At 59.8% G+C, this 26,346-nt stretch carries 34 protein-coding genes; 26 read left to right on the forward strand and 8 right to left on the reverse strand.

Annotation, left to right across the window (positions count from 1 at the left end; all coding sequences use genetic code 11):
* Positions 1–10: 10 nt before the first annotated feature.
* From FW800_RS04645 to FW800_RS04670, 6 genes are all read left to right on the forward strand, one after another.
* Positions 11–583: a fimbrial protein gene (locus FW800_RS04645; protein WP_032875475.1), complete on the forward strand. Its 573-nt coding sequence runs from the start codon at positions 11–13 to the stop codon at positions 581–583.
* A gap of 10 nt (positions 584–593) precedes the next feature.
* Positions 594–1,088, forward strand: coding sequence for a fimbrial protein (locus FW800_RS04650; protein WP_446437075.1), 495 nt, complete (start codon positions 594–596; stop codon positions 1,086–1,088).
* Between the two features lie 29 nt (positions 1,089–1,117).
* Positions 1,118–1,597 (forward strand): fimbrial protein, encoded by a 480-nt coding sequence (locus FW800_RS04655; protein ID WP_248128747.1) that lies wholly within the window; start codon positions 1,118–1,120, stop codon positions 1,595–1,597.
* A gap of 11 nt (positions 1,598–1,608) precedes the next feature.
* Positions 1,609–2,148, forward strand: coding sequence for a fimbrial protein (locus FW800_RS04660; RefSeq protein ID WP_103735139.1), 540 nt, complete (start codon positions 1,609–1,611; stop codon positions 2,146–2,148).
* A gap of 117 nt (positions 2,149–2,265) precedes the next feature.
* A complete protein-coding gene (locus FW800_RS04665; protein WP_446437076.1) occupies positions 2,266–3,237 on the forward strand; it encodes a fimbrial protein in 972 nt (323 codons plus the stop codon).
* Between the two features lie 149 nt (positions 3,238–3,386).
* The gene (locus tag FW800_RS04670; RefSeq protein ID WP_446437077.1) at positions 3,387–3,668 is read left to right on the forward strand and encodes a hypothetical protein; all 282 of its coding nucleotides are present in this window, start codon (positions 3,387–3,389) and stop codon (positions 3,666–3,668) included.
* 9 nt (positions 3,669–3,677) lie between these two features.
* Here the strand turns inward: FW800_RS04670 and FW800_RS04675 are convergent, their stop codons facing one another.
* Together FW800_RS04675 and FW800_RS04680 are read right to left on the reverse strand one after the other, a co-directional pair.
* Positions 3,678–3,908, reverse strand: a complete 231-nt coding sequence (locus FW800_RS04675) for a hypothetical protein (protein WP_032875489.1) — start codon at positions 3,906–3,908, stop codon at positions 3,678–3,680.
* Positions 3,909–4,107: 199 nt separating this feature from the next.
* Complete coding sequence (locus FW800_RS04680) at positions 4,108–4,458, reverse strand: hypothetical protein (RefSeq protein ID WP_005788197.1); 351 nt, start codon at positions 4,456–4,458, stop codon at positions 4,108–4,110.
* 213 nt (positions 4,459–4,671) lie between these two features.
* On the opposite strand from FW800_RS04680, the gene FW800_RS04685 reads away from it, so the two are divergent.
* The 11 genes from FW800_RS04685 to FW800_RS04735 all read left to right on the forward strand — a co-directional run bounded on the left by FW800_RS04685 (position 4,672) and on the right by FW800_RS04735 (position 14,408).
* Positions 4,672–4,974 (forward strand): DUF1883 domain-containing protein, encoded by a 303-nt coding sequence (locus FW800_RS04685; protein WP_003173824.1) that lies wholly within the window; start codon positions 4,672–4,674, stop codon positions 4,972–4,974.
* Positions 4,975–4,999: 25 nt separating this feature from the next.
* Positions 5,000–5,167, forward strand: a complete 168-nt coding sequence (locus FW800_RS04690) for a hypothetical protein (RefSeq protein WP_177464515.1) — start codon at positions 5,000–5,002, stop codon at positions 5,165–5,167.
* Positions 5,168–5,170: 3 nt separating this feature from the next.
* A complete protein-coding gene (gene alkB / locus FW800_RS04695) occupies positions 5,171–5,836 on the forward strand; it encodes a DNA oxidative demethylase AlkB (protein WP_078821326.1) in 666 nt (221 codons plus the stop codon).
* Between the two features lie 75 nt (positions 5,837–5,911).
* Positions 5,912–6,961: a bifunctional DNA-binding transcriptional regulator/O6-methylguanine-DNA methyltransferase Ada gene (gene ada / locus FW800_RS04700; RefSeq protein WP_446437078.1), complete on the forward strand. Its 1,050-nt coding sequence runs from the start codon at positions 5,912–5,914 to the stop codon at positions 6,959–6,961.
* A gap of 96 nt (positions 6,962–7,057) precedes the next feature.
* Positions 7,058–8,122: an NAD(P)H-dependent flavin oxidoreductase gene (locus tag FW800_RS04705; protein ID WP_446437079.1), complete on the forward strand. Its 1,065-nt coding sequence runs from the start codon at positions 7,058–7,060 to the stop codon at positions 8,120–8,122.
* 113 nt (positions 8,123–8,235) lie between these two features.
* Positions 8,236–8,985 (forward strand): molybdate ABC transporter substrate-binding protein, encoded by a 750-nt coding sequence (gene modA / locus FW800_RS04710; RefSeq protein WP_032875495.1) that lies wholly within the window; start codon positions 8,236–8,238, stop codon positions 8,983–8,985.
* Complete coding sequence (modB, locus tag FW800_RS04715; RefSeq protein WP_005788186.1) at positions 8,986–9,666, forward strand: molybdate ABC transporter permease subunit; 681 nt, start codon at positions 8,986–8,988, stop codon at positions 9,664–9,666.
* Between the two features lie 5 nt (positions 9,667–9,671).
* Positions 9,672–10,751, forward strand: a complete 1,080-nt coding sequence (modC, locus tag FW800_RS04720) for a molybdenum ABC transporter ATP-binding protein (RefSeq protein ID WP_446437080.1) — start codon at positions 9,672–9,674, stop codon at positions 10,749–10,751.
* Between the two features lie 74 nt (positions 10,752–10,825).
* Positions 10,826–11,875, forward strand: a complete 1,050-nt coding sequence (locus FW800_RS04725) for a DNA topoisomerase IB (protein WP_005788182.1) — start codon at positions 10,826–10,828, stop codon at positions 11,873–11,875.
* A gap of 124 nt (positions 11,876–11,999) precedes the next feature.
* Positions 12,000–13,634: an ABC-F family ATP-binding cassette domain-containing protein gene (locus tag FW800_RS04730; protein ID WP_446437081.1), complete on the forward strand. Its 1,635-nt coding sequence runs from the start codon at positions 12,000–12,002 to the stop codon at positions 13,632–13,634.
* 69 nt (positions 13,635–13,703) lie between these two features.
* Positions 13,704–14,408 carry a YoaK family protein gene (locus FW800_RS04735; protein ID WP_032875504.1) on the forward strand — a complete coding sequence of 235 codons (705 nt, stop codon included), beginning with the start codon at positions 13,704–13,706 and terminating at the stop codon, positions 14,406–14,408.
* Positions 14,409–14,556: 148 nt separating this feature from the next.
* Here the strand turns inward: FW800_RS04735 and FW800_RS04740 are convergent, their stop codons facing one another.
* The 4 genes from FW800_RS04740 to FW800_RS04755 all read right to left on the reverse strand — a co-directional run bounded on the left by FW800_RS04740 (position 14,557) and on the right by FW800_RS04755 (position 16,373).
* The gene (locus tag FW800_RS04740; protein ID WP_005788175.1) at positions 14,557–14,910 is read right to left on the reverse strand and encodes a hypothetical protein; all 354 of its coding nucleotides are present in this window, start codon (positions 14,908–14,910) and stop codon (positions 14,557–14,559) included.
* 172 nt (positions 14,911–15,082) lie between these two features.
* Positions 15,083–15,394 (reverse strand): AzlD domain-containing protein, encoded by a 312-nt coding sequence (locus FW800_RS04745; protein ID WP_446437082.1) that lies wholly within the window; start codon positions 15,392–15,394, stop codon positions 15,083–15,085.
* Positions 15,391–16,086, reverse strand: coding sequence for an AzlC family ABC transporter permease (locus tag FW800_RS04750; protein ID WP_005788171.1), 696 nt, complete (start codon positions 16,084–16,086; stop codon positions 15,391–15,393). Before FW800_RS04750 ends, FW800_RS04745 begins: the two co-directional genes overlap by 4 nt.
* Positions 16,087–16,157: 71 nt before the next feature.
* Positions 16,158–16,373: a hypothetical protein gene (locus FW800_RS04755; protein ID WP_005788169.1), complete on the reverse strand. Its 216-nt coding sequence runs from the start codon at positions 16,371–16,373 to the stop codon at positions 16,158–16,160.
* Positions 16,374–16,548: 175 nt separating this feature from the next.
* On the opposite strand from FW800_RS04755, the gene FW800_RS04760 reads away from it, so the two are divergent.
* The 8 genes from FW800_RS04760 to FW800_RS04795 all read left to right on the forward strand — a co-directional run bounded on the left by FW800_RS04760 (position 16,549) and on the right by FW800_RS04795 (position 24,283).
* Positions 16,549–16,905: a metalloregulator ArsR/SmtB family transcription factor gene (locus tag FW800_RS04760; RefSeq protein ID WP_032880957.1), complete on the forward strand. Its 357-nt coding sequence runs from the start codon at positions 16,549–16,551 to the stop codon at positions 16,903–16,905.
* Positions 16,906–16,924: 19 nt separating this feature from the next.
* Positions 16,925–18,208, forward strand: a complete 1,284-nt coding sequence (locus FW800_RS04765) for an arsenic transporter (protein WP_446437083.1) — start codon at positions 16,925–16,927, stop codon at positions 18,206–18,208.
* A gap of 11 nt (positions 18,209–18,219) precedes the next feature.
* A complete protein-coding gene (locus tag FW800_RS04770; protein ID WP_032875512.1) occupies positions 18,220–18,711 on the forward strand; it encodes an arsenate reductase ArsC in 492 nt (163 codons plus the stop codon).
* A gap of 148 nt (positions 18,712–18,859) precedes the next feature.
* A complete protein-coding gene (locus tag FW800_RS04775; protein ID WP_032875515.1) occupies positions 18,860–19,471 on the forward strand; it encodes a LysE family transporter in 612 nt (203 codons plus the stop codon).
* A 317-nt stretch (positions 19,472–19,788) separates the two neighbouring features.
* Positions 19,789–20,082: a hypothetical protein gene (locus FW800_RS04780; RefSeq protein WP_446437084.1), complete on the forward strand. Its 294-nt coding sequence runs from the start codon at positions 19,789–19,791 to the stop codon at positions 20,080–20,082.
* Between the two features lie 235 nt (positions 20,083–20,317).
* Positions 20,318–23,032, forward strand: a complete 2,715-nt coding sequence (gene mgtA / locus FW800_RS04785; protein WP_032875522.1) for a magnesium-translocating P-type ATPase — start codon at positions 20,318–20,320, stop codon at positions 23,030–23,032.
* 63 nt (positions 23,033–23,095) lie between these two features.
* Complete coding sequence (locus FW800_RS04790) at positions 23,096–23,443, forward strand: SLOG family protein (protein WP_446437085.1); 348 nt, start codon at positions 23,096–23,098, stop codon at positions 23,441–23,443.
* Positions 23,444–23,461: 18 nt separating this feature from the next.
* Entirely contained in the window at positions 23,462–24,283 is an 822-nt protein-coding gene (locus FW800_RS04795) for a hypothetical protein (RefSeq protein ID WP_216091422.1), read from the forward strand.
* Here FW800_RS04795 and FW800_RS04800 read toward each other — a convergent pair.
* Positions 24,280–24,975 (reverse strand): tellurite resistance TerB family protein, encoded by a 696-nt coding sequence (locus FW800_RS04800; RefSeq protein ID WP_446437086.1) that lies wholly within the window; start codon positions 24,973–24,975, stop codon positions 24,280–24,282. The genes FW800_RS04795 and FW800_RS04800 overlap by 4 nt on opposite strands.
* A 125-nt stretch (positions 24,976–25,100) precedes the next feature.
* Here FW800_RS04800 and FW800_RS04805 point away from each other — a divergent pair, with 125 nt between their 5' ends.
* Positions 25,101–25,628: a DinB family protein gene (locus tag FW800_RS04805; protein WP_446437087.1), complete on the forward strand. Its 528-nt coding sequence runs from the start codon at positions 25,101–25,103 to the stop codon at positions 25,626–25,628.
* Positions 25,629–25,742: 114 nt separating this feature from the next.
* On the opposite strand, the gene FW800_RS04810 is transcribed toward FW800_RS04805, so the two are convergent.
* Positions 25,743–26,219 carry a hypothetical protein gene (locus FW800_RS04810; protein ID WP_446437088.1) on the reverse strand — a complete coding sequence of 159 codons (477 nt, stop codon included), beginning with the start codon at positions 26,217–26,219 and terminating at the stop codon, positions 25,743–25,745.
* Positions 26,220–26,346: the final 127 nt, after the last annotated feature.

Genomic DNA, 26,346 nt, shown 5'->3' on the forward strand with positions numbered 1-26,346 from the left:
GGAGTAAGCCATGAAACCGCACTATATGAAGGTACTGAGCGGCCTGTTACTGGCCTGTTGGGGGAGTGCGCAGGCCGCGGATGTCGAGGGTATGAATGGCGTGCTGAATATTTCCGGGTCCATGCATGAAACACCTTGCAGCCTGGAAATGAACTCGCTGCATCAAACCATTGACCTGGGCGTGGTATCCACCAGCCAGTTACGCCGGCCCGGCGATCAGGCAAACCAGGTGGCGTTCCAGTTGCGCTTTACCGATTGCAATCGCACCGCCGGCAGCATCCGCAGTGAACGCACCGGCAATCTTACGTGGAGTGCCTTTCAGCCGGTGCTATCGGTCGCATTCCTTGCGCCTGCGGATGCCGATGATTCACGACTGGTCAAAGTGCAAGGCATCACCGGGATGGGCCTGCAGCTGACCGACTCGCTTGGGCGGGATGTACAACTGGGATCGAGGGGCGAACCGCTGTTCTTGCCCCTGGGCGGCAACACCAAAACCTGGAACGTCCGGCCCACTCGCACCTCCGCGCCACTGTCCAGCGGGGCATTCCGCGCAGTGGTGGATTTCAGGCTCAATTATGAGTAAGAGCAGAGCAATGGCTAAATCAAACGGTTCGTGGGCTGTATTTATCGCGAGCAACCTGCTATTGGCGCTCAGCCAGGGGGTTCAGGCCGATACCAACCTGACCATCCGAGCGGTCATCATCGCGCCGCCCCCGTGTGTCATCAACAGCGGCAGCACGCTCAACGTGCCTTTTGGCAATGACCTGCTGACCTCTCGGATTGACGGCGTCAACTACCGTCGAGATGTGCCCTACACCGTCACCTGCGCCTCCCCTTTCAGTAATGCGTTGACACTGGAACTCAAGGGCACGAGTGCCACGTTTGACAATCGCGTGCTCGTGACCCGCAAACCGGATCTTGGCGTGAAGCTGTTCATCAATGGCGCTGATTGGCCCTTGAACACGGCGGTGAACTTTACCTATCCCAACGTTCCGGTGGTGCAGGCAGTACCGGTCAAACGCGCAGGCAGCACCTTGACCGGTGGAACATTCGATGCGGCGGCCACTCTGGTGGTGGATTACCAATGAAATCGATCACCGATAAAGAGAACCGAGCCATGACCCTTTGGCCGCAGAGAGCGATGCTCGCCTTGTGTTCCATCGGCTTTTGCAGTGGTGCATCAGCCAACCTGACTTTCAGCGGCACGCTGAATGAGCCGCCGCCTTGCACCATCGATGCCGGCAACACGATTGAAGTCGATTTTGGTGATGTCGGGATAAAGCGTGTCGACGGTGTGAGGTACCGCCAGGGCGTCGGCTACACCATTAGCTGCGGCACCGACACCCTGCCATGGGAGCTGAAGTTAAGCGTCAACGGTACCGCCACATCGTTTGACGGTTCAGCCGTACAGACCAGCGTGCCGGAGCTGGGCATTCGGGTTTTCCAGAATAACCAGCCGTTTCCACTCAACACACCCCTGGACATCATCCTGTCGTCACCGCCCGTACTGGAAGTGGTCCCGGTCAAACAGCCGGGGGCAACCCTGGCACCCGCAAGGTTTACGGCGGTGGCCACGCTGTTGGCCGAATACCAGTAGGAGTCGAATCAATGGGACACAAGCGCCATACAGCTTGGCCGTCTACTGCGCTGATACTGGCCTTGGGCCTGATCGGCGAGGGACAAGCAGCGGACAATCTGAGCTTCAAGGGCAACCTGGTTCAGGAGGCTTGCACGCTGCGTCCTGGTGACGATGCCGTCACCTTGGAACTCTGGGACGTCACCAGCAAACACCTCTACATCAACACACGCTCACAGGGCAAAGATTTCAGGCTGCACCTGGAGAACTGCGACACCACGGTTGGCTCCACCGTCACCATCACGTTTGGCGGCAGGGAAAATGCCGCGCTGCCCGGAATGCTCGCGCTGGACGCAGGAAGTGGCGCCTCGGGTATCGGGGTTGGCATAGAGACGCCGAGCAACAAGCCACTGCCGTTGAACACCGTCAGTGATGCGCAGGTGTTGAGTGACGGCAGCAATGTGATCGCGCTTAAAGCCTTTGTGCAGGGCGAGCCGCAGGCCATCAGTGACCAGACCATCGGGCAAGGCGTGTACAGGGTGACCTCTACTTTTACGTTGGACTATCCGTAGCCGCTCCTCGGCAGAGAACGGCATGGACAAACCCTTAACTCTCTTCCGGACGGTTTCAGCACGGGGCTGTATACCTGCGCAGCGACCTGCGGACAGAGGAGCAATGAGAGATCAAAAATGAAACAACTCTATGGAGCTATAGTGCTTCTCGTACTGCTGAGTAGTGTCACCACGACCGTGCGAGCAGCGGATTGCCGCGTTAATGGCGGAGCATGGCAATACGTAGGCGACGGCGGGATTCTTAACCTGCAGGTCCCCGTCAACGTTAGTCTCGGCTCGGACAGCACCCGTATCATTCTTGAAGGCGCGTGGCTGGACTGCCGATTTACCTTCTGGGCTGCTCACCCTACGCGCATAGACTTTTGGGGAACAGCGGCGCCAGCCGGCCCCCCTTGGGTGCCCGGTCCGAAATTTTCCAACCAAGGTACCGGCTTACGCATAAACGGCGCGTTTTATAACACCCCTGTGCCGTTTAACATCCGGATCGCGACCATGCCTAATAACGGTGCGGCGTATCCCATCAGTGTGACCCCCTACATCTTGCTGCGAAACGATCCGAGCAACCCTATCGAGGTTCAAAGAGGGGATGTCCTGGGCATGCTGAATCTCTACCAAACGAACAATTACAGTTCGGGAACTACGAGGCTCGTACTCACGTACACCGCCGCGAACAACTTCGGCGTCTCCCCATCGACTTGCACGATCAACAATAACAACCCGATCGAGATCAACTTCGGCGACGTAAACCAGCGGGCGATCGGTAGCGATCCACTGACCACGCCCATTCGCACCAACCGCAGGCTAAGCTACTCATGCCCGAATAGCGGAATTACCACGCCGATAACCATCACCTACAAAGGTATCCCGTCGTCGTTTGATAATCGGCTCCTGACAATGACCAACCCCAACGTAGGTACCGCCCTTGTACGTGCAGGCTCTGCGGTTCGAGTCAACGGTTCATTCCTGACCCAAATTACCAACAGTGTAGGAGGCGATGATGTGACGTTTTCGCTGGTGGGACAAGCGGGCTCGCTCCCTGCAGCTGGGGCAATCAGCGGGAGCGGCGTGCTGGTGATGGGAGTGCCCTGACGGCCACCAACAGCTGACTTACGCTAACCAAAGGTGCGCAAGCGCAGTACTTGCAACGGCGACTGCACACCAGGTGGCAGTTCGCTATAATCCGCGCCAACGCCCCACGATAGTGTCAGCGCCCTCTACCCTCTCGACGAAGACCTTTTATGAAAAAAATCCTGGCACTGACTGCGGTACTAGCACTTGCCGGCTGCACGACCGCTTCCGATACTTTGCTGAAAAATGGCGAACAAGGCTTGACTATCGACTGCTCGGGCGAGGCCAACTCATGGGCCAGTTGCTACGAGAAAGCTGACGCCTCTTGTGCCGGCACCGGTTACCACATCGTCGGCACCAACGGCACGCCAGCCCTCAAGGACAGCGACAAGACCCTGGGCCAGGACGTAGGCAATTTCAAGGGCCGCAGTGTGGTGGTGGTGTGCAAGTAAACCGCCGGGCTACAGATGCACTTCGGCAAACTTGATACCCAGGCCGCGCAAGATTTCGATGAGGTCATCCAGGCGTGCAAATGATTCGACCTCGTCCTGATCGTCTACCAGGAAGTAACTGCGGCCGCCGCTTTTCTTGAAGAATACGATCCACTCGCCCAGATCGGCGGGGTTCTGGATGACATGGGTCGCCGAAATCTGACCTTCGGCCTGACGGGCTTTGACGTGTTCTCGTTTCATAACGGGCTTTCCAGAAAGAACAAATGCCGCTCGAACCCAAGGTTTGAGCGGCATCTTTATAGTGAATGCACGATAGTTTAACGGATGCCCTGCCCGATCAGCACGGACACATAGGCAAAAAAAGCCCCAATCCTGCAGGATCGGGGCTTTTTATCGGATTCAGTGCGTAGGGTGAGACGTCTTGCCAGCGCAACCAGACTCAGCCGGAAATGCACTCTTCCCCGGCTTTCTTCACGTCGCCCGGCCGGATCGGCACGTTGGACATGCTTTCATAGAGCTTGATACTGCTACCACTGGAGCGGTCTTCGATTTCGAAGATCGCAGAAGGGTCCGCCGAAAACTTCTGCGGCACGATGACCTGGATACCGTCTTTATGGGGTTCGATCTGTGGCGGCCGACGGGTCGCCTCCAGTTTGCGCACAACACACGCCGCATATTCCTGCGGTTTCTTCCCTGAGATGACCACCAACGTTGGCGGGGTCTGCTTGATATCTGCAACCGAAGCACACCCAGCAATTGCCAAGGCCAGCACCAACACACTCCACTTCATACTAAAACCTCCGATAAAGACCCTACGACAGCGAGGATGGTAAATTTCTCCCAGCAACGTAGGATTTATCTCTGATAACACGGTAAATAACTGTTTTTAATTGTCGAAGTCGTCGACGACGGCCCGATAATAAACGCGCTGGGGCTGATAAACTCCATCTTAACCTACGTATCGTTCTGATTTTTCAGAAAAAGCCCTTCTGGAGACACCCGCATGAAATTCATTCACCAGCGTGAGCACCTCAACGAGGGAGACATTGTCGTTATCGAATGTTCACAGACCTGCAACATCCGCTTGATGAGCGATGCGAACTTTCGCAGCTTCAAAAATGGCGGGCGCCATACCTACCACGGCGGTGCATTCGATAAATTCCCGGCCAAGATCACTGCACCCAGCACCGGCTTCTGGAACATCACCCTTGATGTGGTGACCCGTCGCGCCATCAGCGTGACCCGCAAGCCAGCGCTGTCCCACAAGATCCGCATCGTTCGTCGCACCAGCACCAAGCTGAGCTGAACCAGCAACTGACAGGAAAAAAGCAGTGACCCATACGACCAAATACGTCATCAAGTACAAGCTCAACGGCGAACGCCGCTTCGAATTTGCCCAGTTGACCGCCAACAGCGTCGAAGAAGCCAAGCAAGCCCTGGCGAAAATTCACGATGCCAGCGACGTAATTACCGACATCACCGTGAGCAAGGCGCTGTAAGTCATGCCGGGCCCTACTGCCGATTTGTTCGCCGATGCTGCCCTGCAGCAACCTGCCGGGCGCGAGCAGATCGGTGAAGAGTCCTACGTTCTAAGGGGCTATGCCCTGCCCTGGATTGAGCGGCTGCTACCTGAGTTGCGGCGCGTGCTGGCCCAGTCCCCCTTTCGGCAAATGGTCACGCCCGGTGGCTTTACCATGTCGGCAGCGCTGAGCAGTTGCGGCGAACTGGGCTGGACCACCGATACCCGCGGCTATCGCTACAGCCCACTCGACCCGCGCAACCAGCAACCCTGGCCCGCCATGCCGGATGCGTTGCGCCAACTGGCCATGGCGGCGGCAACCGAGGCCGGCTTCCGCGACTTCCTGCCTGACGCCTGCCTGATCAACCGTTACGTGCCAGGGGCAAAGATGTCTCTGCACCAGGACAAGAACGAGCGCAGCTACAGCGCGCCGGTGGTCTCGGTGTCCCTCGGCCTACCGGCGATTTTCCTGTTCGGTGGCCATGAGCGCAGTGACAAAACGCAAAAAGTCTCGCTGTTCCATGGCGATGTGGTGGTGTGGGGCGGGGTTGATCGCCTGCGCTTTCATGGGGTGATGCCAATCAAGGCCGGCGAGCATCCGGTCATGGGCGCGCAGCGCATCAACCTGACCTTTCGCACCGCCGGCTAATTTGACCGCAAGCTTCGGAGTTTTACCGGTGGGCGACCCGCTTAATCTGCCCCTGAACCGTCTGGAGTGCAGGCCATGAACAACGAACACGATCCGCGCTGGGCCGCCATCATTGCCCGCGATGCCAAGGCAGATGCCCTGTTTGTCTACGGCGTGAAAACCACGGGCGTGTATTGCCGCCCCAGCAGTGCTTCGCGTTTGCCACGCCCTGAGAATATCGAGTTCTTCGACACACCGGCCCAGGCCGAAGCCGCGGGTTATCGTGCCAGCAAACGCGCTACGGGCGATCAGACTCAACTGGCGGCTTACCATGCGCAGTTAGTCGCCGACGCCTGCCGGCTGATCGAACAGGCTGAAACGCCCCCGAGCCTGGATGTACTGGCAGGCCAGGCCGGGTTGAGCCCGTTCCACTTCCACCGTGTGTTCAAAGCCGGCACCGGCTTGACCCCCAAGCGCTACGCCAGCGCCCTGCGCTCACGCAAGGTCCGCGATGGCCTCAAGGGGCAGCAGTCGGTGACAGACGCCCTGTATGACGCAGGCTTTAACGCCAACAGCCGTTTTTATGAAGCGGCTGACCAGCTACTTGGCATGAAACCCAAGGACTACAAAGGCGGCGGCGTCAATAACACCATTCGCTTTGCCGTCGGCCAATGCTCGCTGGGCGCAATTCTGGTGGCGCAGAGTCAGCGTGGCGTGTGTGCGATTTTGCTCGGGGATGATCCGGATAAACTGGTGCGCGACCTGCAAGATCAGTTTCCCAAGGCAGAGTTGGTTGGCGCGGATCAGGATTTCGAACAACTGGTCGCCCAGGTGGTGGGCTTTGTCGAAGCCCCTGCCCTGGGCCTGGATCTGCCTCTGGACCTGCGCGGCACTGCCTTTCAGGAACGGGTATGGCAGGCATTGCGCGAAATCCCGGTAGGAAGTACCGCCAGCTATGCCCAGATAGCCGAGCACATCGGCGCGCCCACCGCCTTTCGCGCCGTGGCCCAGGCCTGTGGTGCCAACCACCTGGCGGTGGCGATTCCCTGTCATCGTGTGGTGCGCAGCAATGGTGAGCTGTCGGGGTACCGCTGGGGGGTAGAGCGCAAACGTGAGTTGCTGAAGCGCGAAACCCCCTCCTCATAAAATGCCATTCTCGTCCAGTGAATAAAACAGAGTGGCCCGGCGCCAACGGCCCTGATAAAACAGCGAAATGCCCTACTAACGCTGGAGACGCATCCCATGAGCACCTGGCCAGACACCCGAATTCTCGACCTGCTGGGCATCGACGTGCCGATCATCCAGGCGCCAATGGCCGGGGCGACGACCACCACCATGGTCATCGCTGCCCAACGCGCCGGGGCGCTGGGCTCCATGCCTGCCGCAGCGCTGAGTATCGAGCAACTGCGTGAAGCGGTCACTGTCATCCGCCAGGCCAGTACACGGCCGTTGAATCTGAACTTCTTCTGCCATCAGCCGCCTGTAGCCGATGAGGAGCGTGACCGCCATTGGAAGGATGTGCTGCAACCCTACTATCACGAACTTGGTGCCGATTTTGATGCACCCACCCCCGTGTCCAATCGCGCACCGTTCGACGACCCGGCGTGCCAGTTGGTGGAACAACTGCGCCCGGAAGTCGTGAGCTTTCATTTTGGCCTGCCGGAAAAGTCCTTGCTCGATCGGGTAAAAGCCACGGGCGCCAAAGTGCTGTCCTCGGCCACCACCGTTGAGGAAGCGATCTGGCTGGAAAAACACGGCTGCGACGCAATTATTGCCATGGGCATTGAAGCCGGTGGGCACCGTGGCCTATTCCTCAGCGATGACCTGAACAGCCAGATCGGGCTGATGGCACTGGTGCCGCAAGTGGTCGACGCGGTCAGCGTGCCGGTGATTGCCGCAGGCGGCATCGGTGATGCGCGTGGCATCGTCGCGGCCCTTGCCCTGGGTGCCTCGGCAGTCCAGATTGGCACGGCGTACCTGTTCACGCCCGAAGCCAGCATCACCGCCTCTCACCACCACGCGCTGCGCCATGCCCAGGCCAGTGAGACGGCACTGACCAACCTCTTCACCGGCCGCCCGGCGCGGGGCATCGTCAACCGCGTGATGCGGGAGCTCGGCCCGATCAACCCGAGCGCCCCGGCATTCCCCAAAGCCGGTGGTGCGTTAATGCCGCTCAAGGCCAAGGATGAAGCAGGTTTCAGCAACCTGTGGGCGGGCCAGGCACTGGGGCTTGGCAAAGACCTGTCCACTTATGACCTGACGCTTCAATTGTCCGAGCAGGCGTTGACCCGACTCGCGCGCCACTGACATCAGCGGCAACTTTGCACTGTACCGGCAATGGCCAACCGCTATATATTCCCATACATAGCGGTAGAGCCTTCTACCTGAACGCCCCGTACAGCCCAAGGAGTCGCTTCACGATGAACCGTATCTCGCGCCTGGCCCCCCTGCTTGCCGTGTTCGTGCTAGGTTCGGCCCATGCCGATGAAGTGCAGGTGGCCGTGGCCGCCAACTTCACCGCGCCGATCCAGGCAATTGCCGTCGACTTCGAGAAAGACACTGGTCATAAACTGGTCGCGGCTTACGGTGCTACCGGGCAGTTCTATACCCAGATCAAGAACGGCGCGCCGTTCGAGGTGTTCCTCAGCGCCGATGACACTACCCCGCAGAAGCTCGAAAGCGAAGGCCAGACGGTCAAGGGGTCGCGCTTTACCTACGCCGTCGGCACCCTTGCGCTGTGGTCGGCAACAGCAGGCTACGTGGACGCCAAAGGTGAAGTGCTCAAGCACAATCAATTCAAGCACCTGTCCATCGCCAACCCCAAAGCCGCGCCCTATGGCCTGGCCGCCACCCAGGTACTGGCCAAGCAAGGTTTGACCGCGCAGGTCAAGGACAAGCTCGTCGAAGGCCAGAACATCACCCAGGCCTATCAGTTCGTGTCCACCGGGAATGCCGAGCTGGGCTTTGTCGCCTTGTCGCAGATTTATAAAGACGGCAAAGTCACCAGCGGTTCGGCGTGGATTGTTCCGGCATCGATGCATGACCCGATCAAACAGGACGCCGTGATCCTCAACAAAGGCAAAGACAGCGCCGCTGCCAAGGCGCTGGTTGAGTACCTGAAAGGCCCGAAAGCCGCTGCCATCATCAAATCCTACGGCTACGAACTGTAAATGCCCCTGTCGAGTGCTGACTTTTCCGCGATCTGGTTGACCATCAAACTGGCGTCACTGACGACTGTGATCCTGTTGATCATCGGCACTCCGATAGCCCTGTGGCTGTCGCGCACCACCTCATGGTGGCGCGGCCCCGTCGGTGCAGTAGTCGCATTACCGTTGGTGCTGCCGCCAACGGTCATCGGTTTCTACTTGCTGTTGACGATGGGCCCCAACGGTTACTTCGGCCAGTTCACCCAATGGCTGGGCCTGGGCACCCTGACCTTCAGTTTCGCCGGGCTGGTGATCGGCTCGGTGATCTATTCCATGCCGTTCGTGGTGCAGCCGTTGCAGAACGCCTTTTCCGCCATCGGCACACGCCCATTGGAAGTAGCCGCGACCTTGCGCGCCAATCCGTGGGACACGTTTTTTACAGTGATCCTGCCCCTGGCACGCCCGGGTTTTATCACCGCGTCGATCCTCGGCTTTGCCCATACCGTCGGCGAGTTCGGCGTGGTGTTGATGATCGGAGGCAATATCCCGGACAAGACCCGAGTAGTCTCGGTGCAAATATACGACCACGTCGAAGCCATGGAATATGCCCAGGCCCATTGGTTGGCCGGCGCCATGGTGGTGTTCGCGTTTCTCGTATTGCTGGCGCTGTACTCCAGCCGCAAGACCAGGATGGGCTGGAGCTGATCGTGATGATTGATATACGTCTGAACTTGAAATATTCCGCCTTCGCGCTGGACGTGGACCTGCAATTGCCGGGGCGTGGGGTGACCGCGTTATATGGGCAGTCCGGCTCCGGCAAGACCACCTGCCTGCGTTGTATCGCCGGCTTGGAGCGCGCCGAGGAGGGTTTTGTACAGATCAATGATGAGGTCTGGCAAGACAGCCGCAACGGGCTGTTCGTACCACCGCATAAACGCGCCTTGGGGTATGTATTCCAAGAGGCAAGCCTGTTTGCTCACCTGTCGGTGCGGGCCAATCTGGAGTTCGGCCTCAAGCGCATCCCGCGCGCGCAACGGCGTGTGGATATGGCCCAGGCCACCGAGCTGCTGGGCATCGGTCACCTGCTTGAGCGTCACCCACAACACCTGTCCGGGGGCGAGCGTCAGCGCATCGGTATCGCCAGGGCCTTGCTCACCAGCCCCAGGCTGTTACTGATGGATGAACCGCTGGCCGCCTTGGACAGCAAACGCAAAAACGAGATCCTGCCGTACCTGGAGCGCCTGCACGACGAGCTGGATATCCCGGTGCTCTACGTCAGCCATGCCCAGGATGAAGTCGCGCGCCTGGCCGACCATATCGCCCTGCTCAGCGACGGCAAGGCCCTGGCCAGCGGCCCCATCGGCGAAACCCTGGCGCGTCTCGATTTGCCCCTGGCCCGGGGCGACGATGCCGGCGTGGTGATCGCCGGCAGCGTCATTGCCTACGACGCGCACTATCAGTTGCTCACCCTGCAACTGCCTGACTGCCGATTGCAGATTCGCGTGGCCCATGCGCCGGTGGCGGTGGGTAAACCGTTGCGGGTCAAGATCCAGGCACGGGATGTGAGCCTCAACCTGCAAGCGGACGAACACAGCAGCATCCTCAATCGTTTGCCCGTGACGGTCATCCAGGACATGGGGGCGGATAACAGCGCCCATGTTCTGGTACGCCTGGATGCCGGCGGCACACCATTGCTGGCACGTATCACGCGTTTCTCCCGCGACCAGCTGCAACTGCATCCGGGCCAGGTGCTATGGGCGCAAATCAAGGCGGTGGCGGTGCTGGCTTAAGCAATTGGCACGACCGCAAAACGCTGCGGTCAATCAGACATACCGGCCTGATTTGTTGCCAAGGAACCCGCACCATGCCCGACTCTTCGTTGCCCGCCGACCTGCCCCGTGACCTGCATTATGTGGATGACACCCAGCCTGGAATCCGCCGTAAAAAGCTGCGGGGCAAGTTTCAATACCTGGACGCAAAAGGCCAGCGCATTACCGATGCTGATGAAATAAAACGTCTGAACGCGCTGGCGGTACCGCCCGCCTACACCGATGTGTGGATCTGCGCCGACCCGCGCGGCCATCTGCAAGCCACCGGCCGCGACGCCCGTGGCCGCAAGCAATACCGTTACCACCCACGCTGGCGCGAAGTGCGTGACAGCGACAAGTATTCGCGGTTGCAGGCATTCGGCAGCGCCTTGCCAAAATTGCGCAAACAGCTGGAAGCCCAAATCGCCGAGCCCGGCTTCACCCGCGAAAAGGTGCTGGCCACGGTGGTGACGTTGCTGGACGCCACGCTGATCCGCGTCGGCAATACCCAATACGCCCGCGAGAATAAATCCTACGGCCTGACCACCCTGCGCAATCGCCATGTGGACATCAAGGGCAGCGAAATCCAGTTTCAGTTTCGCGGCAAAAGCGGTGTCGAGCACCAAGTGAGTGTCAAGGACCGACGCCTGGCCCGCGTGGTCAAGCGCTGCATGGAATTGCCCGGGCAGAACCTGTTCCAGTACCTGGACGAAGACGGTGAACGCCACACCGTCAGTTCCCATGACGTCAACGCTTACCTGCACGAACTCACCGGCGAAGACTTCACCGCCAAGGACTACCGCACCTGGGCGGGCACGGCGATGGCATTGGCGGTGTTGCGCGAGTTGGCGTGGCAGCCGGAGTCAGACGCCAAGCGGCACGTGGTAGGAATGGTCAAGGACGTGGCCAGGCAGTTGGGCAACACGCCCGCCGTGTGCCGCAAGTGCTACATCCACCCCGCGGTGCTTGAGCATTTCAGCCTCGGCGAACTGTCGAAACTGCCCAAGCCACGAGTGCGCAAGGGTCTGAAAGCCGAGGAAGTCGCCCTGGCGATGTTCCTGGAGAAGCTGGCCGAAGACTTGCCGCACAAAGCCAAGGTGGGTTAGCCTTTGCGCCCCTTCTGATTTATGGGACGAGCGCCGACGTGAACAACTAAGCCTTCCAGAATGTATCCGCAACGAGCCGCCTGGCGCGCTTGTTGGCCTGTTCGACATTTTTTTGGAGGTGCTGATGACTGACGTCAACCGGCTGCCCGTTCTTATTTCCCTGCAACATGTGTCTTTCCAGTTCGCCAATGGCGAAACCTTGCTGGAGGACGTGAACCTGTCAATTGATCGCACCCACACCGGCATCGTCGGGCGCAATGGCCGTGGCAAAAGTATCCTGGCGAAGTTGATGGCCGGCATCCTGCAACCGTCCTCAGGCACATTGAAAAGACCACTCAGCCTGATCTATGTGCCCCAGGCGTTGTCGATTCAAGCGGGAGAAACGGTCGCCCATATCACCGGCACCGCCCCTGCCCTGGCCGCCCTGGAGCGTATGGCACGCGGCGATGGCCGCCTGGGCGATCTGGAACTGATCGATGATCGCTGGGACCTCGCAGAGCGTCTGCGCCTGGCGTTGGATGCCGCAGGCTTGCCAACACTTGCCGCCGACACTCAAGCCGACCGACTCAGCGGCGGCCAACTGGCCAGGGTCGCACTGATCGGAGCGCTGTTGGCGGCGCCGCAGTTGTTGATTCTGGACGAACCCAGCAACCACCTCGACAGCGCCGGGCGCGAGTGGCTGTTGCGCGAACTGGCTGATTGGCGCGGCGGCCTGGTGGTGGTCAGCCATGACCGCCAATTACTCGACACCATGGCGCGCATCATCGAATTATCGCCCCTTGGCGTTCAGGTGTATGGCGGCAACTACGCTGCCTATCGACAGCAACGCGATACCCAACAGCACGCCGCTATCGCCGCATGGGAACATGCGCGCCAGGAACGTAGCCGTGAGCGTCGGCGCTTGCAAAAAGACCATGACAACCTCCAGCGTCATGCTGCGCGCTCACGCAAGCAGGCCGAGACCGCCAACGTCGACCGTTTTACCAAGGCCCGCTGGAAAAGCGCTGCCAAGGAAGTCGTCAGCACGGTGCGCAGTGCCCACCACGATCACAAACACCAACTCGACGCCCAGGTACGCCAAGCCTACGCGCGCGTAGTGGATGAGACGCCGACCCTGCTCGCCTTGCCAGGCTCGGCAGTACCCAACGGCCGGCAGGTCCTGACGCTGGAACATGCGCAATTGCCCTGGCTCGACCCCAGGGCGTCGGGCACCTACCTGACGATCAGCCTGTCGGGGGCCGCACGCGTTGCCGTACGCGGGCCGAACGGTTGCGGTAAATCCACCCTGCTCAAATTACTTGCAGGCCAGTGGCAGGCGGTCAGTGGCGAGTGCACAGTGGCGGTGCCCAGCGCTTATATCGATCAGCAGCTGGCGTTGCTGGATGACCGGTGCAGCATTGTCGAGCAGCTCAACCTGCTCGACACGCCGTTGGCCGAAGCTGAACTGCGCACGCGCCTGGCGCTGCTGCAGCTGGATGCTTCGCGGGTCACGCGGCCGACCGGGCAACTCAGCGGTGGCGAGCGCTTGAAAGCCGCCATGGCCGTTGCCTTGTGGCGTGATACACCGGCGCAATTGTTGCTCCTGGATGAACCCACCAACCACTTGGACCTGGAGTCGGTGCTTGCCTTTGAGCAGGCCTTGAAGGGATTTACCGGCGCGATGCTGGCCGTGTCACACGACCCTGCATTCTTGCAGGCGATCGAGCCGACTCATCATCTGACCTGGCACCCCACAGGCTGGCAACTGGAACGTGCCTGAGGTCATTGCGCATACACGCAAAGCGTCCTACGGTAGTGGCCGAATAATCTCATCGTGGAAACCAGCCCCATGCTGCCTTCGTCCCGCAAGCCTTACACCAATGCCACGCTCGCCCATCGCCAGCGCTGGCGTGGCCGCGTGGGCTTGATGCTGGTGGCCTGCCTGTCAGTGCTGGCGGGCATGACCGATGCCATTGGCTTTATGGCCAGCGGCGATTTCGTCTCGTTCATGAGCGGCAACACCACGCGCCTGGCGGTGGCCATCAGCGCGGGTGACCTGGGGCTCACCGGGCGTCTGGTGTTGCTGGTTGCCACCTTTGTGGTCGGTAATGCCTTGGGTGTAGTGGTCAGCCGTTTCAGCAAGCGCCACGCACTGCCGTTGTTGCTGTGCATCGGCGCCTTGCTCTGCGGCGCGGCGCTGTTGCCGGCGACCGACACCTTGCCCGCGTTGCTCGCGGCAATTATTGCCATGGGCATGCTCAACGCAGCTGTCGAAGAAGTGAACGGGTTACCCGTGGGGCTCACGTACGTCACCGGGGCGCTCTCACGCTTTGGTCGCGGGCTGGGGCGCTGGGTAATGGGCGAGCGTCGCAATGGTTGGCGCGTGCAATTGATTCCGTGGGCCGGAATGTTTGTCGGTGCCGTGATCGGCGCACTGCTGGAGCAGCAAATGGGACTGCGCGCACTGTGGGTCAGTGGTGCATTGGCGGGGTTATTGGGGCTGGTGACTTTGATGATTCCGCGACGCTGGCACTTGGGTTTTATGCCGCGTTGAGGCTGAACAAAGAGGTGCTCGCTCGACGTTTAAGCCTCGACATCCGTGTACCGGTAAAGAGCCATCACGTCGAGCGAGCGATTGAATCATAAGGCAATGCCCGGCGGCTGTCCCGCCAGGCGTTTCGGAATCGGGTCAAGGCAAGGTATTACAGACAAGTGGCAAGCGCTGCCAGGCGACGTTTGGCTGGCATGTTGTCCTCCACGGCATAGTATTTGACGGTAGAACCCGCGCCTGTGCTTTGTATGTCAACAAAGTAGTCGCCGGCCGTGGTGTAGACGGTGTAGCCACCTGCCTCGGTGGGCTCTTTGAAACCGCCGGCATCAACGCCGAACACGCGCTCATCCTGCCAGCCGAACTGAATGCACTGGGCGACCACCAGGGTGGCCTTGTCCGATGCCAGGGTTTTATAGGGGCTGCCTGCACGCGCCTCTTTCATCTTCGAGCCCGCGCAACCGGCCAGTGCGGCCAGTACCAATGCGCCGATTACCATCTTGAACATGCCTGTGCTTCCTTGGAAAAACCGTGACTCTACCACTGTGCCGCGGCCAACTGACGCGCCCATGAACTTTGTTTCACTGTGACGGGCCAACCCGCCGTCTATAGTGGCCAAGCTCATTTTTTGGAAGTCTCCCTTCTGCCCGCCCTCCCGCGGGCTTTTTTTTGCCCTGGCGTCAGAACCACCAGCGAAACAGATAGAACAGCGCCATGCTCAACAGCACAGTGATCAGCACACTGCGCGTCCAGAACATCAAGGCCACGGCGCAGATACCTGCGAGCAAGTAAGGGTTGCTCGGGCTCAGGTTGAGCCGGTGATCTGCCAGGAAAATAATCGGCCCGCAGATCGCCGTAAGCATCCCCGGCACGGCAAAGCCCAGGAACTCACGGGCGCCACGATTAAGCCTCACCGGCAAACGTGGCTCGATAAACAGGTAGCGGTTGAAAAACACCACAAGACCCATGCCCACAATCATCAGGTAAATCATCGCTGCCCAACTCCCAATCGCTTGCAGGCAAAACCTGCGCTCATCCCCAGTACACCCGAGACCACTACCGCCGACTCCCAGTGCAAATAACTCAACCACACCGAACACAGCAGCGAGACCGCGACACACACCACGGTCGGCACATCACGCACCACCGGAGTGATCAGGGCGATAAAGGTTGCGGCAATGGAAAACTCCAGCCCCAGCTGATCAAGGCCCGGAATGCTTTTGCCCAACACAATGCCGGCCAGGGTGAAGAGGTTCCAGATGATGTAAAACGTCAGGCCGACGCCCAATGCGTACCAGCGATTGAAGGTCTGGCGGTCATAGTGGTTGACCAGGGCAAAGAATTCATCGGTCAGCAGGAAACCCAGGCTCATGCGCCACCGGACATTGAGCGACGACAGCGTGGGACGCATGTGCATGCCATAGAGCAGATGCTGGGAGGTCAGTAACAAAGTGGTGAGTACGATGGATATCAGGCTGGCACCGCTCTTGACCATGCCGATGGCCACCAACTGCGCCGCACCGGCAAACACGATGGCAGACAAGCCTTGGGCTTGCAGCGGGGTAAATTGCGCATCGATGGCCATGGAGCCGGCGAGCAACCCCCACGGGGCGCAGGCAAGAGACAAGGGAATAACGGCGATGGCGCCGCGAGTGAAGGCGTAATGAGGTAATGCAGTGGGCATGGAAACGGCTCATCGACGGACAGTCGATAAGCATGCCAGTGCAATCAGGGGCTTGTCTTGAACGATCTTGCTCAGGCGAGCCTCACCGAAACCTGCTCCACCGAATCCCGCGCTTCACGCAGTTCGTACGCGTCCTGGTTCAGCCGGTGGATGGTGTTGAGCAGGCGCTGGCGCAGCACTTCGTCACCGAGTTTTTCCACGGCGCGCATCAGGTCGAACGCCGCGGTTTCGTTATTTTCCGCGACGGAATCCAGGGTCTTGCGCAGGTTGCGAGTGGCACGGGTCACGCGGGTTCTTCCTTCATCAGCAATGAGCAGGCACTGTAGGACCTTTGTGTTTCATTTTAATTTCAAACAGTTGTGGCTGTTTCACGGGCATTTGATCCACATCAACTGAAACAGGATTTGACCGAAACATATGGAAATACGTATATTCGAATAACCATATATAGGTACCCTGATCATGTCGGATCTCCTCTCTCCTCCCACCCTGTTCAAGTGCCTGGCTGATGCCACCCGCACTCGGATGACCCTATTGATCCTGCGCGAAGGCGAACTTTGCGTATGCGAACTGATCCATGCCTTGGACGATAGCCAGCCGAAGATCTCCCGTCATCTGGCGCAACTGCGCAGTTGCGGGCTGCTGCTGGACCGCCGTCAAGGGCAATGGATCTACTACCGCATCAACCCGGCACTGCCCGCCTGGGTCACACAGGTGCTGGACACCACCCTGCAAGCCAACCAGCCATGGTTGCAGAACGACGCGCTGCGTCTGGATGCAATGGGCGACAGACCACAACGGGCCAGCACCTGCTGCTGAGCCATCGGAGCGTTTATTCATGCTTGTCGCAATTGCGATTTTCCTCGTCACCATCGTACTGGTCATCTGGCAGCCCAAGGGCCTTGGCGTGGGTTGGAGTGCCAGCCTGGGCGCGATCCTGGCCCTGGGTTGCGGGGTGATCAGCCTGGCGGACATCCCGGTGGTGTGGCACATCATCTGGAATGCCACCGGTACCTTCGTCGCACTGATCATCATCAGCCTGTTGCTGGACGAAGCCGGCTTCTTTGCCTGGACAGCCCTGCATGTGGCGCGTTGGGGGCGTGGCCGCGGACGGCGGTTGTTTGCCTATATGGTGCTGCTGGGTGCGCTGGTGTCGGCGCTGTTTGCCAATGACGGTGCGGCGTTGATTCTCACGCCCATCGTGATGTCGATGCTGCTGGCCCTGCGTTTTTCACCGGCAGCGACCCTGGCATTCGTCATGGGCGCGGGGTTTATCGCCGATACGGCGAGCCTGCCATTGGTGGTATCGAACCTGGTAAACATCGTCTCGGCTGATTATTTCAAGATCGGCTTCAACGAATATGCCGCCGTGATGGTGCCGGTGAACCTGGTCAGCGTGGCCGCGACCCTGGCAGTGCTGCTGTGGTTTTTCCGCCGGGACATTCCCCAGACCTACGACCCGGCCGACCTGGAAGACCCCGCCAGTGCCATTCACGACCCCGCGACGTTCCGCGCCGGTTGGTGTGTACTGGGTATTCTGCTCATCGGCTGTTTCGCCCTGGAACCTCTGGGCATTCCCATCAGTGCGATTTCCGCCGTCTGCGCCGTACTGCTGCTGGTGATTGCCGCCAAGGGCCATAAGATTTCCACGCGTAAAGTCCTCAAGGAAGCGCCCTGGCAGATCGTGATCTTTTCCCTGGGCATGTACCTGGTGGTGTATGGGCTGCGTAACGCCGGCCTGACCGACTACCTGGCCACCTGGCTCGACACCTTCGGCACCTATGGTGTGTGGGGCGCGGCGATGGGCACAGGGGTGCTGACGGCACTGCTCTCATCGGCGATGAATAACCTGCCGACGGTGCTGATCGGCGCACTCTCCATCGAGTCCAGCCATGCTGTGGGCGTGGTCAAGGACGCGATGATCTACGCCAATGTGATCGGCAGCGACCTGGGCCCTAAAATCACCCCCATAGGCAGTTTGGCCACCTTGCTGTGGCTGCATATCCTGGCACGCAAAGGCATCACTATCACTTGGGGTTACTACTTCAAGGTCGGGATCGTGCTGACTTTGCCCGTGCTGTTGATCACCCTCGCTGCCCTCGCCTTGCGCCTGAGCCTCTAAAGGAACGCGCCATGAAAGTTCTGTTCATGTGTACCGCCAATAGCTGCCGCAGCATCTTGTCCGAAGCCATGTTCAATCACATGGCGCCTGAGGGCTTCGAAGCGATCAGCTCCGGTAGTTTCCCCAAGGGCCAGGTTTTGCCCCGCAGCCTGAGCACGCTGCAGGCAGCCGGCATCAGCACCGAAGGTTTGTACAGCAAGGGCAATGACGCTTTTGAAGGCAGCCCGCCGGATGTGGTCATCACGGTGTGCGACAACGCGGCCGGGGAAGCTTGCCCTGTGTATTTCGGTGCGGCGGTGAAGGCGCATTGGGGGTTGCAGGACCCTTCCCACGTGCAGGGTGATGAAGCCCAGGTAGACGCTGCATTCAAGGCCACCCTCGACATTATTGCCGCTCGCTGCGAGGCGTTTTTTGCGCTGCCATTTGCCAGCCTCGGCGCGGATGAATTGAAGGTTGAACTTGAGCGTATAGCCTCAATGTGGGAGGGGGCTTGCTCCCGATAGCGGAGGGTCAGCTACAGATGAGCTGACTGACACACTGCTATCGGGGGCAAGCCCCCTCCCACATTTGGATCGTGGACCATTCAAATCTGCATGGTTTCTCAACCCTGCGCTGACGTATGCTTTCGCACTTTCCTGAAAGGACACGGGCATGCTGTCGATCTTTGTCTATGCGCTGGTATTCGGTTTTGTGTTTTGCCTGTCTCCTGGCGCGGTGCTGGCAGAGACCCTGCGTCGCGGCTTGCTGCATGGTTTCACACCGGCCCTGATGGTGCAGTTTGGTTCCCTCGTAGGCGATGCAGTCTGGGCAGTGATCGGCCTCACCGGTATCGCACTGCTGATTCAGCATGATGCGGTGCGAGTGCCACTGACGATCTTCTGCGCGCTGTACCTGGCCTGGCTGGGCATCCGCAGCCTGATTGATGCGTGGCAGTTACCCGCAACCGACAACGTCCCTGCCAGCTCAGGCAAAAATGCGTTGGCCGTAGGCGCGGCGATCTCCCTGGCCAACCCGAAGAATATTGTCTACTGGGGCGCCCTGGGCAGCGCCCTGTCGGGCATTGTCGGCGCAACCCCCAGCCAGGGGCAGACCCTGACGTTTTTTGCCGGATTCATGCTGGCGTCGGTGCTCTCGTGTTTTCTCACCGCCGCGTTGGTGAACCTGCTGCGCAAGAACGCATCACCGACCTGGCAACGCGTGAGTTATGCGGCGTGCGGTTTAGTATTGATCTATCTGGCGATACTCGCCGCGCAAGGTATATAAAGTTATCGGTCAGTAACTTGCACATGCCTCTTGTCTGAACAAACTCTGAACGCGGACTAATTTAGTTAATCATGCGTTGACATTCTGTAACGCTCTGAGTAGATTGCCCGTGCCCGCAACTGGGGCCTTTTTTAAACCTCACAAAAGAAGCCAATGGACACAGTATCTAGTCGCTGTCCGAGCACCGCCTCTGCGGGCATCGGGCGCCAAACCCAGAATATGACAGGACTCGCCTTCCAGGTCCGGTAAGCTGCGCTAGAGCTCGATGCTCCACCGTAACTGCCTCACCGGTCGCGTGTCCGGTCCCGAGGTGTGTTATGACCTTCCAACTCATTGCTTTACCCGATGTACCTACACTGGCCGCAGCCTTGCGCGCCAAGCTGTGCCGCGAGCCCGTGGGCTTCAGGCCAACCCGCCCGGCCTTTGCTGCACCCTCCTCCCAAGTACGCCCGGTACCGCCGCTGGCGCACTGGCGTATCTGCCCTGACAGCGGCCAACTGGTGCAGCACTGGGATCACGCCGACCCTCAAGACCCACAGAGACCCAAGGTTTCCCGCCTGGCGCAAGCCAGCTTGATGCTCGGTCTTTACGTGAGCGCTCACGCCGCCTGACCTGGCTGGAAACAACAACTTTCTTATTGATGCCCTGGAGTTCTTTATGAACAAGTCCAGTAGGAGCCCGCTGCGCGCAAGTTAATTAATGCGCTGTTAGCGGGCATTGTAGAAGTTACCTGAACACTTTATTTAAACCGATCGCGAAGTCCGCGGCTCGGCATGCTTTCGCTCGCCTGTATGCAGGTAAGTACCGGGTATGTTTTGTCGAGAATTGGCGACAGGAGTACAGACAATGAGCGCCGTAAAAAACACGCCTCTGCACAAGAAAAATGGCACCGCTGCCGACACCAAGCTGTCGATGCGCGCCGCCCGTGAAGCCCAGAATGGCCTGGCGGCCACCCTCGCCAATGTACGAGCCACCCAGGACGGCCTGACCGAACTGGACGCCTCGGCCCGCCTGCAACGGGAAGGCTATAACGAAGTCGCCCATGACAAGCCGCCACACGCCATCGTCCAGTTCCTGCAGGCACTGAACAACCCGTTCATCTACGTGCTGTTGACCCTGGGCGGCATCAGCTTTGTCACCGACTATTGGTTGCCACTGCAGGCGGGTGAAGAAGTCGATCTGACCAAAGTCATCATCATCATGACCATGGTGTTGCTCAGCAGCCTGCTGCGCTTCTGGCAGGAACACCGCTCGGCCAAATCCGCCGAGGCCCTGAAGGCGATGGTACGCACCACCGCCACCGTGCTACGTCGCGAACAGGTCGGCGCCCAGCCCACTTTGCGCGAAGTGCCGATGCGCGATCTGGTGGCCGGCGACATCGTGCAGTTGTCGGCCGGCGACATGATCCCCGCCGACATCCGCCTGATCGAGTCACGCGACCTGTTTATCAGCCAGGCCGTGCTGACCGGTGAAGCCTTGCCGGTGGAGAAGTACGACACCCTGGGCGATGTCACGCAAAAATCCGCCTCCAACCTCGCCGCCGACCAAGGCAATCTGCTGGACCTGCCGAACATCTGCTTTATGGGCACTAACGTGGTGAGCGGCCGCGCCAAGGCGGTGGTGGTGGCTACCGGACCGCGCACTTACTTCGGCTCCCTGGCCAAGGCGATTGTCGGCTCGCGGGTGCAAACCGCCTTCGACCGTGGCGTGAACAGTGTCAGTTGGCTGCTGATCCGCTTCATGTTGGTGATGGTGCCGATCGTGTTCTTCCTCAATGGCTTCTCCAAGGGGGACTGGGGCGATGCCTTCCTGTTTGCCCTGGCGGTGGCCGTCGGCCTGACCCCGGAAATGCTGCCGATGATCGTCAGTGCCAACCTGGCCAAAGGCGCTACAGCCATGGCCAAGCGCAAAGTGGTGGTCAAGCGCCTCAACGCGATCCAGAACTTCGGTTCAATGGATGTGCTGTGCACCGACAAGACCGGCACCCTGACCCAGGACAAGATCATCCTTGAGCATCACGTCAACGCCTTCGGCCAGCGCGACGACGCGGTGCTGTCCCTGGCCTGGCTCAACAGCTTTCACCAGAGCGGCATGAAGAACCTGATGGACCAGGCCGTGGTGCAGTTCTCGGCGCAAAACCCCAAGTTCCAGGTGCCATTTGCCTACAGCAAGGTCGATGAATTGCCCTTCGACTTTGTACGCCGTCGCCTGTCGATCGTGGTCAAGGATGCCGCCGGTGACCAGTTGCTGGTGTGCAAAGGGGCCGTGGAAGAGATGCTGAGCATTTCAACCCACACCCTGGAAGACGGCGCCGCCGTACCCCTGGACGATCGCCGTCGCGAGGCACTGCTGGCGATTGCCAACGACTACAACGAAGACGGTTTCCGGGTACTGGTGGTCGCAACCCGCCATATCCCCAAGGCATTGGCGCGTCAGCAATACACCACTGCCGATGAACGCAACCTGGTGATCCAGGGCTTCCTGACCTTCCTCGACCCGCCGAAGGAAACCGCGGGCCCGGCAATTGCCGCGCTGCAACAGATTGGCGTGGCGGTCAAAGTGTTGACCGGCGACAACGCGGTGGTCACCAGCAAGATCTGCCGCCAGGTTGGCCTCGAACCCGGCCAGCCGCTGCTGGGCGTGGAAATCGAAGCCATGGACGACGCCACCCTGCTGCGCCGCGTGGAAGAACGCACGGTGTTCGCCAAGCTGACACCGCTGCAAAAATCCCGTGTGCTCAAGGCGCTGCAAGCCAACGGCCATACGGTGGGCTTTCTCGGCGACGGCATCAACGATGCACCGGCGCTACGGGATGCCGACGTGGGTATTTCGGTGGACAGCGGCACGGATATCGCCAAGGAGTCGGCCGACATCATCCTGCTGGAAAAGAGCCTGATGGTGCTGGAAGAAGGCGTGCTCAAGGGCCGCGAAACCTTCGGCAATATCATGAAGTACCTGAACATGACCGCCAGCTCCAACTTCGGCAACGTGTTCTCGGTGCTGGTAGCCAGTGCGTTCATTCCGTTCATGCCGATGCTGGCGATCCACCTGCTGCTGCAGAACCTGATGTACGACATCTCCCAACTGGCTCTGCCGTGGGACAAGATGGACAAGGAGTACCTGGCCAAACCGCGCAAGTGGGATGCAAAAAATATCGGCCGCTTCATGATCTGGATCGGGCCGACCTCATCAATCTTCGACATCACCACCTTTGCCCTGATGTGGTACGTGTTCTCGGCCAACAGTGTGGAAATGCAGACCCTGTTCCAGTCCGGCTGGTTTATCGAAGGGCTGCTTTCGCAAACCCTGGTGGTGCATATGCTGCGCACCCGCAAGATTCCGTTCTTCCAGAGCACGGCCGCATGGCCGGTGTTGATGATGACCTGCATTGTGATCGCCTTGGGCATCTACGTGCCGTTCTCGCCGCTAGGCACCCTGGTGGGTCTGCAACCGCTGCCGATGGCGTACTTCCCATGGCTGGTAGGCACCCTGCTGGCTTACTGCTGCGTCGCTCAACTGATGAAAACGATCTACATCCGCCGCTTCAAGCAGTGGTACTGATCCCCCGCCATTCAAACGGTGGTGGTCGCCCGGCCGCCACCGTGCAATACAAGGATGCTCCCTATGCGCGTCTTGATCTGTGCAGGTCGTCATTACGCCGACACCAAAAAGTCCCGCCACGTGCTGGACGCTTACCACCGCCTGCACCCAGTGAAGGTGTTGATACACGGCGGCAACCAGTTCCTCGGCAGCGAGATCGAGGAATGGGCGCGGGAAATCGGTATCGACGTGGTGCGCTACCCACCCAATTGGCAGCGCCACGGCAAACAGGCGGAACGCCAACGCAACCACTTCATGCTGGCCGACAGCCGCCCCGACCTGATCATCGCCCTGCCCGGCGGTGACGATACCTCGGAGCTGGTCTGCCAGGCCAAAGCCAGCGGCATTTCGGTGCTGACCGTAGAAAGCTGAATTCAAGCGAGGTGCACCATGCACACCCCACACAACCCGAAGCACCCGGACGGGTTTGCCAAATATCGCGCGCGCCATTTGCGCAGGGCGCGTCCCACCCTGCTGCTCTTGCCACCGGCCAAGCGCCGCGCCTTGCAGCGCAACCTGATCTTTATCGGCGTGACGCTGGGCACGCTGTTAATCCTCGCCCTGGTTTCCAAGGCGAATGCTGCCGGCGGCGCCTACGTGGTCGATGATGGCGCGATCAATGCGCCTGGCGAATGCAACATCGACGCCTGGCACACCGCCAATCGGCACGCAGGCAGTACGCACAACGAAACCTTGTCCCCGGCCTGCACGTTCAGTGGTATGCCATGGGTGCAGTGGGGCGCGGCGTTATCGCGGGCCACTGACGCGGGAAAGGGCGAAACGCAAGTCAGCCCACAGGTGAAGGCGCAGCTGTTGTCACGAGAAGACCTGGGGCTGGAGTTGGCAGTCGCCGCTGGGGCGCACATTGCCCTAGATCGTCAGCACGCATTCGACGGCGCTGACTTCAACCTGCCGTTAACGTGGCAGGCCATGGATGCACTGCGCCTGAACCTGAATGCCGGCTGGAACCATGCCTATAACGACGGCGCGCAACAGCACCGGCTGACCTGGGGCATGGGTTTCGAATACCAGCTTGCGCAGGTGTTGACGTTGATCGGCGAACGCTATGGCCAGGAAGGCGGTGAACAGGCATGGCAGGCGGGGCCGAGATTCCACGTCGGCAAGTTTGTCGACGTGGACCTGGTGGTCGGGCGCAGTTTGACTGGGGACCGTGCCCAGTGGCTGACCACTGGGGCTACTTTCAGGTTCTAGGCCTTGGCCTGTTGCTCCAGGTTTACCTGCAACTGGGGGTCGATTTGCAGCTGCCCGGCCAGATCGTCCAGGTAGTTTCGCTCGGCGTCCTGCTGATCATTGACCAGCAGGACGCTGGCCAGGTAAATCTCCGAAGCGATTGCTGGGTCCTTGGCATATTCAGCGAAATCTGCGGCATCCAGTGGCTTGGCGACTTCGGCGTCGAGCCATTGCTGCAGTTGTGGATCGTCGGTATGACGGCCGATCTCGGTAGAGATCATCTTTTTCTCTTGCTCATCGATCCTGCCGTCCGCCTTGGCTGCTGCGATCATTGCACGCAGTACGCCGTGGCTATGGGCTTCGGCTTCAGGCCCTTCAAGCTGGTCAACGGTCTGGATGGCTTGCTGCGGCGCAGTCGCCTGCTGACGTTGCCACGCTTGATACGCCTGGAAGGCGGCCATGCCGAGGGATGCCAGCGCCGCGTAATTCATTCCGCCGCGGCTACGCGTCTGGGTCGTGCCGCCTGCCGGAGCGCCGCCCAACAAGCCACCCAGGCCACCCAGTAAACCACCCAAGCCGCCACCGGCTGATGCATTGCCGGTACCGGCGTTTTTCAACAAACCTCCAAGCAATCCGCCCAGGCCGCCGCCCGAAGCGCCGCCGCCTTGCTGCCCTGCTCGCCACAGTTGTTCCAGTAGATCGCTGGTATTCATGGTGTCGCCCTCCCGGGGCGCAATAATGGCGTTTATCAAACATAGTTCGCCTGCGATGGAACACCATGACCGCCGGGCGGGCAAGCTTTATGATGTCGCCACCATGCCGTCAAGGGAGAACCGCGGTGAACCGCATCGAGCATATTGGGTTGATGGCCCACTACAATCAATGGATGAACCGTAAGGTCTACGCCGCCGCCGGCACCTTGACCGACGCGGAGTTGACGGTGGATCGCCAGGCGTTTTTCGGCTCGATCCTCGGCACCTTGAACCACCTGACGCTGGGCGACACAGTCTGGCTCAAGCGCTTTGCCGAACATCCGGCGGGCTTTCGCGCGTTGGCACCGTTGAGTGACATCCCTACACCGGTGGATCTCAAGCAATTAGCCTTTACCAACTTGAGTGAACTGTCAGCCCATCGCGCCTGGCTGGATCAATTGATCATTGATTGGGCCAACACGCTGCAGGAGTCTCATCTGGACCAGCGCCTGCGCTACCACAACATGCGCGGCGTGGCAGGTGAGAAGCCCTTCTTCGGCCTGCTGGTGCACTTTTTCAACCACCAGACCCACCACCGGGGCCAGGTGACAACACTGCTGACCCAGGCTGGCGTGGACGTGGGTACTACCGACCTGCTGGCACTGATTGACTGAACGCGGGCACAGCGCATTACACAAATCTTGTGGGAGCGGGCTTGCTCGCGAATGCGGTACGTCAGGCACTGAGCCAGTTACTGAAGCACCGCTTTCCCGAGCAAGCCCTCTCCTTTACTTCACCTTGCTGCTCAACGTTTCCACACTGCGCTTCAAATCATCCAGGCCGCGCTTGAGGCCGGCGATTTCGTCTTTCTGCCGATCTATCGTATTTTTCTGCTCATCCACCGTGCGCTTGAGACTCGACAACTGGCTATCACTGCTGCTGGAACTCGACCCGTCTTTACGCTTGAACTCGTCAAATGCACGGTCCTGGCCATCCACTTTAGTTTTCAGGCTTTGCAGGTCACTCTCGCTGCGCTTCTGCGCCGCTTGCAACGCCTCGATATCGCCGACGGAAATACTCGACGACTTCAACACATAGGTATTGCCCGCCTCTACCGAGGCGCCCGTCAATCTGTCTGTCGACGATGCACTGAACTCTCCCCACCGCACCGCACCCGCCGCCTGCGCCGGGCCAGCTATCGCCGCCCCCAACAGCCCCACCACGCCTGCAGCCATCATCCAAGAACGCCTACGGACACTGAGCATCAACTGACTCCTTTGCGATTTGCCGGGATGGCATGTCGCTATGACTGTCATTTATGAGGCGTGTTCCTGCGCCGCAAGCATTCATCAGGACTTAACCCGAAGGCCTTGTAGATCACTGATCTGCCAC

It is taken from the genome of Pseudomonas sp. 910_23 (genome assembly GCF_052850795.1).

What these genes read in the sequence shown, in the direction of transcription:
- FW800_RS04645 (WP_032875475.1), top strand. Translation starts at nt 11, where the DNA reads ATGAAACCGCACTATATGAAGGTACTGAGCGGCCTGTTACTGGCCTGT.
- FW800_RS04650 (WP_446437075.1), top strand. Translation starts at nt 594, where the DNA reads ATGGCTAAATCAAACGGTTCGTGGGCTGTATTTATCGCGAGCAACCTG.
- FW800_RS04655 (WP_248128747.1), top strand. Translation starts at nt 1,118, where the DNA reads ATGACCCTTTGGCCGCAGAGAGCGATGCTCGCCTTGTGTTCCATCGGC.
- FW800_RS04660 (WP_103735139.1), top strand. Translation starts at nt 1,609, where the DNA reads ATGGGACACAAGCGCCATACAGCTTGGCCGTCTACTGCGCTGATACTG.
- FW800_RS04665 (WP_446437076.1), top strand. Translation starts at nt 2,266, where the DNA reads ATGAAACAACTCTATGGAGCTATAGTGCTTCTCGTACTGCTGAGTAGT.
- FW800_RS04670 (WP_446437077.1), top strand. Translation starts at nt 3,387, where the DNA reads ATGAAAAAAATCCTGGCACTGACTGCGGTACTAGCACTTGCCGGCTGC.
- FW800_RS04675 (WP_032875489.1), bottom strand. Translation starts at nt 3,908, where the DNA reads ATGAAACGAGAACACGTCAAAGCCCGTCAGGCCGAAGGTCAGATTTCG.
- FW800_RS04680 (WP_005788197.1), bottom strand. Translation starts at nt 4,458, where the DNA reads ATGAAGTGGAGTGTGTTGGTGCTGGCCTTGGCAATTGCTGGGTGTGCT.
- FW800_RS04685 (WP_003173824.1), top strand. Translation starts at nt 4,672, where the DNA reads ATGAAATTCATTCACCAGCGTGAGCACCTCAACGAGGGAGACATTGTC.
- alkB (WP_078821326.1), top strand. Translation starts at nt 5,171, where the DNA reads ATGCCGGGCCCTACTGCCGATTTGTTCGCCGATGCTGCCCTGCAGCAA.
- ada (WP_446437078.1), top strand. Translation starts at nt 5,912, where the DNA reads ATGAACAACGAACACGATCCGCGCTGGGCCGCCATCATTGCCCGCGAT.
- FW800_RS04705 (WP_446437079.1), top strand. Translation starts at nt 7,058, where the DNA reads ATGAGCACCTGGCCAGACACCCGAATTCTCGACCTGCTGGGCATCGAC.
- modA (WP_032875495.1), top strand. Translation starts at nt 8,236, where the DNA reads ATGAACCGTATCTCGCGCCTGGCCCCCCTGCTTGCCGTGTTCGTGCTA.
- modB (WP_005788186.1), top strand. Translation starts at nt 8,986, where the DNA reads ATGCCCCTGTCGAGTGCTGACTTTTCCGCGATCTGGTTGACCATCAAA.
- modC (WP_446437080.1), top strand. Translation starts at nt 9,672, where the DNA reads ATGATTGATATACGTCTGAACTTGAAATATTCCGCCTTCGCGCTGGAC.
- FW800_RS04725 (WP_005788182.1), top strand. Translation starts at nt 10,826, where the DNA reads ATGCCCGACTCTTCGTTGCCCGCCGACCTGCCCCGTGACCTGCATTAT.
- FW800_RS04730 (WP_446437081.1), top strand. Translation starts at nt 12,000, where the DNA reads ATGACTGACGTCAACCGGCTGCCCGTTCTTATTTCCCTGCAACATGTG.
- FW800_RS04735 (WP_032875504.1), top strand. Translation starts at nt 13,704, where the DNA reads ATGCTGCCTTCGTCCCGCAAGCCTTACACCAATGCCACGCTCGCCCAT.
- FW800_RS04740 (WP_005788175.1), bottom strand. Translation starts at nt 14,910, where the DNA reads ATGTTCAAGATGGTAATCGGCGCATTGGTACTGGCCGCACTGGCCGGT.
- FW800_RS04745 (WP_446437082.1), bottom strand. Translation starts at nt 15,394, where the DNA reads ATGATTTACCTGATGATTGTGGGCATGGGTCTTGTGGTGTTTTTCAAC.
- FW800_RS04750 (WP_005788171.1), bottom strand. Translation starts at nt 16,086, where the DNA reads ATGCCCACTGCATTACCTCATTACGCCTTCACTCGCGGCGCCATCGCC.
- FW800_RS04760 (WP_032880957.1), top strand. Translation starts at nt 16,549, where the DNA reads ATGTCGGATCTCCTCTCTCCTCCCACCCTGTTCAAGTGCCTGGCTGAT.
- FW800_RS04765 (WP_446437083.1), top strand. Translation starts at nt 16,925, where the DNA reads ATGCTTGTCGCAATTGCGATTTTCCTCGTCACCATCGTACTGGTCATC.
- FW800_RS04770 (WP_032875512.1), top strand. Translation starts at nt 18,220, where the DNA reads ATGAAAGTTCTGTTCATGTGTACCGCCAATAGCTGCCGCAGCATCTTG.
- FW800_RS04775 (WP_032875515.1), top strand. Translation starts at nt 18,860, where the DNA reads ATGCTGTCGATCTTTGTCTATGCGCTGGTATTCGGTTTTGTGTTTTGC.
- FW800_RS04780 (WP_446437084.1), top strand. Translation starts at nt 19,789, where the DNA reads ATGACCTTCCAACTCATTGCTTTACCCGATGTACCTACACTGGCCGCA.
- mgtA (WP_032875522.1), top strand. Translation starts at nt 20,318, where the DNA reads ATGAGCGCCGTAAAAAACACGCCTCTGCACAAGAAAAATGGCACCGCT.
- FW800_RS04790 (WP_446437085.1), top strand. Translation starts at nt 23,096, where the DNA reads ATGCGCGTCTTGATCTGTGCAGGTCGTCATTACGCCGACACCAAAAAG.
- FW800_RS04795 (WP_216091422.1), top strand. Translation starts at nt 23,462, where the DNA reads ATGCACACCCCACACAACCCGAAGCACCCGGACGGGTTTGCCAAATAT.
- FW800_RS04800 (WP_446437086.1), bottom strand. Translation starts at nt 24,975, where the DNA reads ATGAATACCAGCGATCTACTGGAACAACTGTGGCGAGCAGGGCAGCAA.
- FW800_RS04810 (WP_446437088.1), bottom strand. Translation starts at nt 26,219, where the DNA reads ATGCTCAGTGTCCGTAGGCGTTCTTGGATGATGGCTGCAGGCGTGGTG.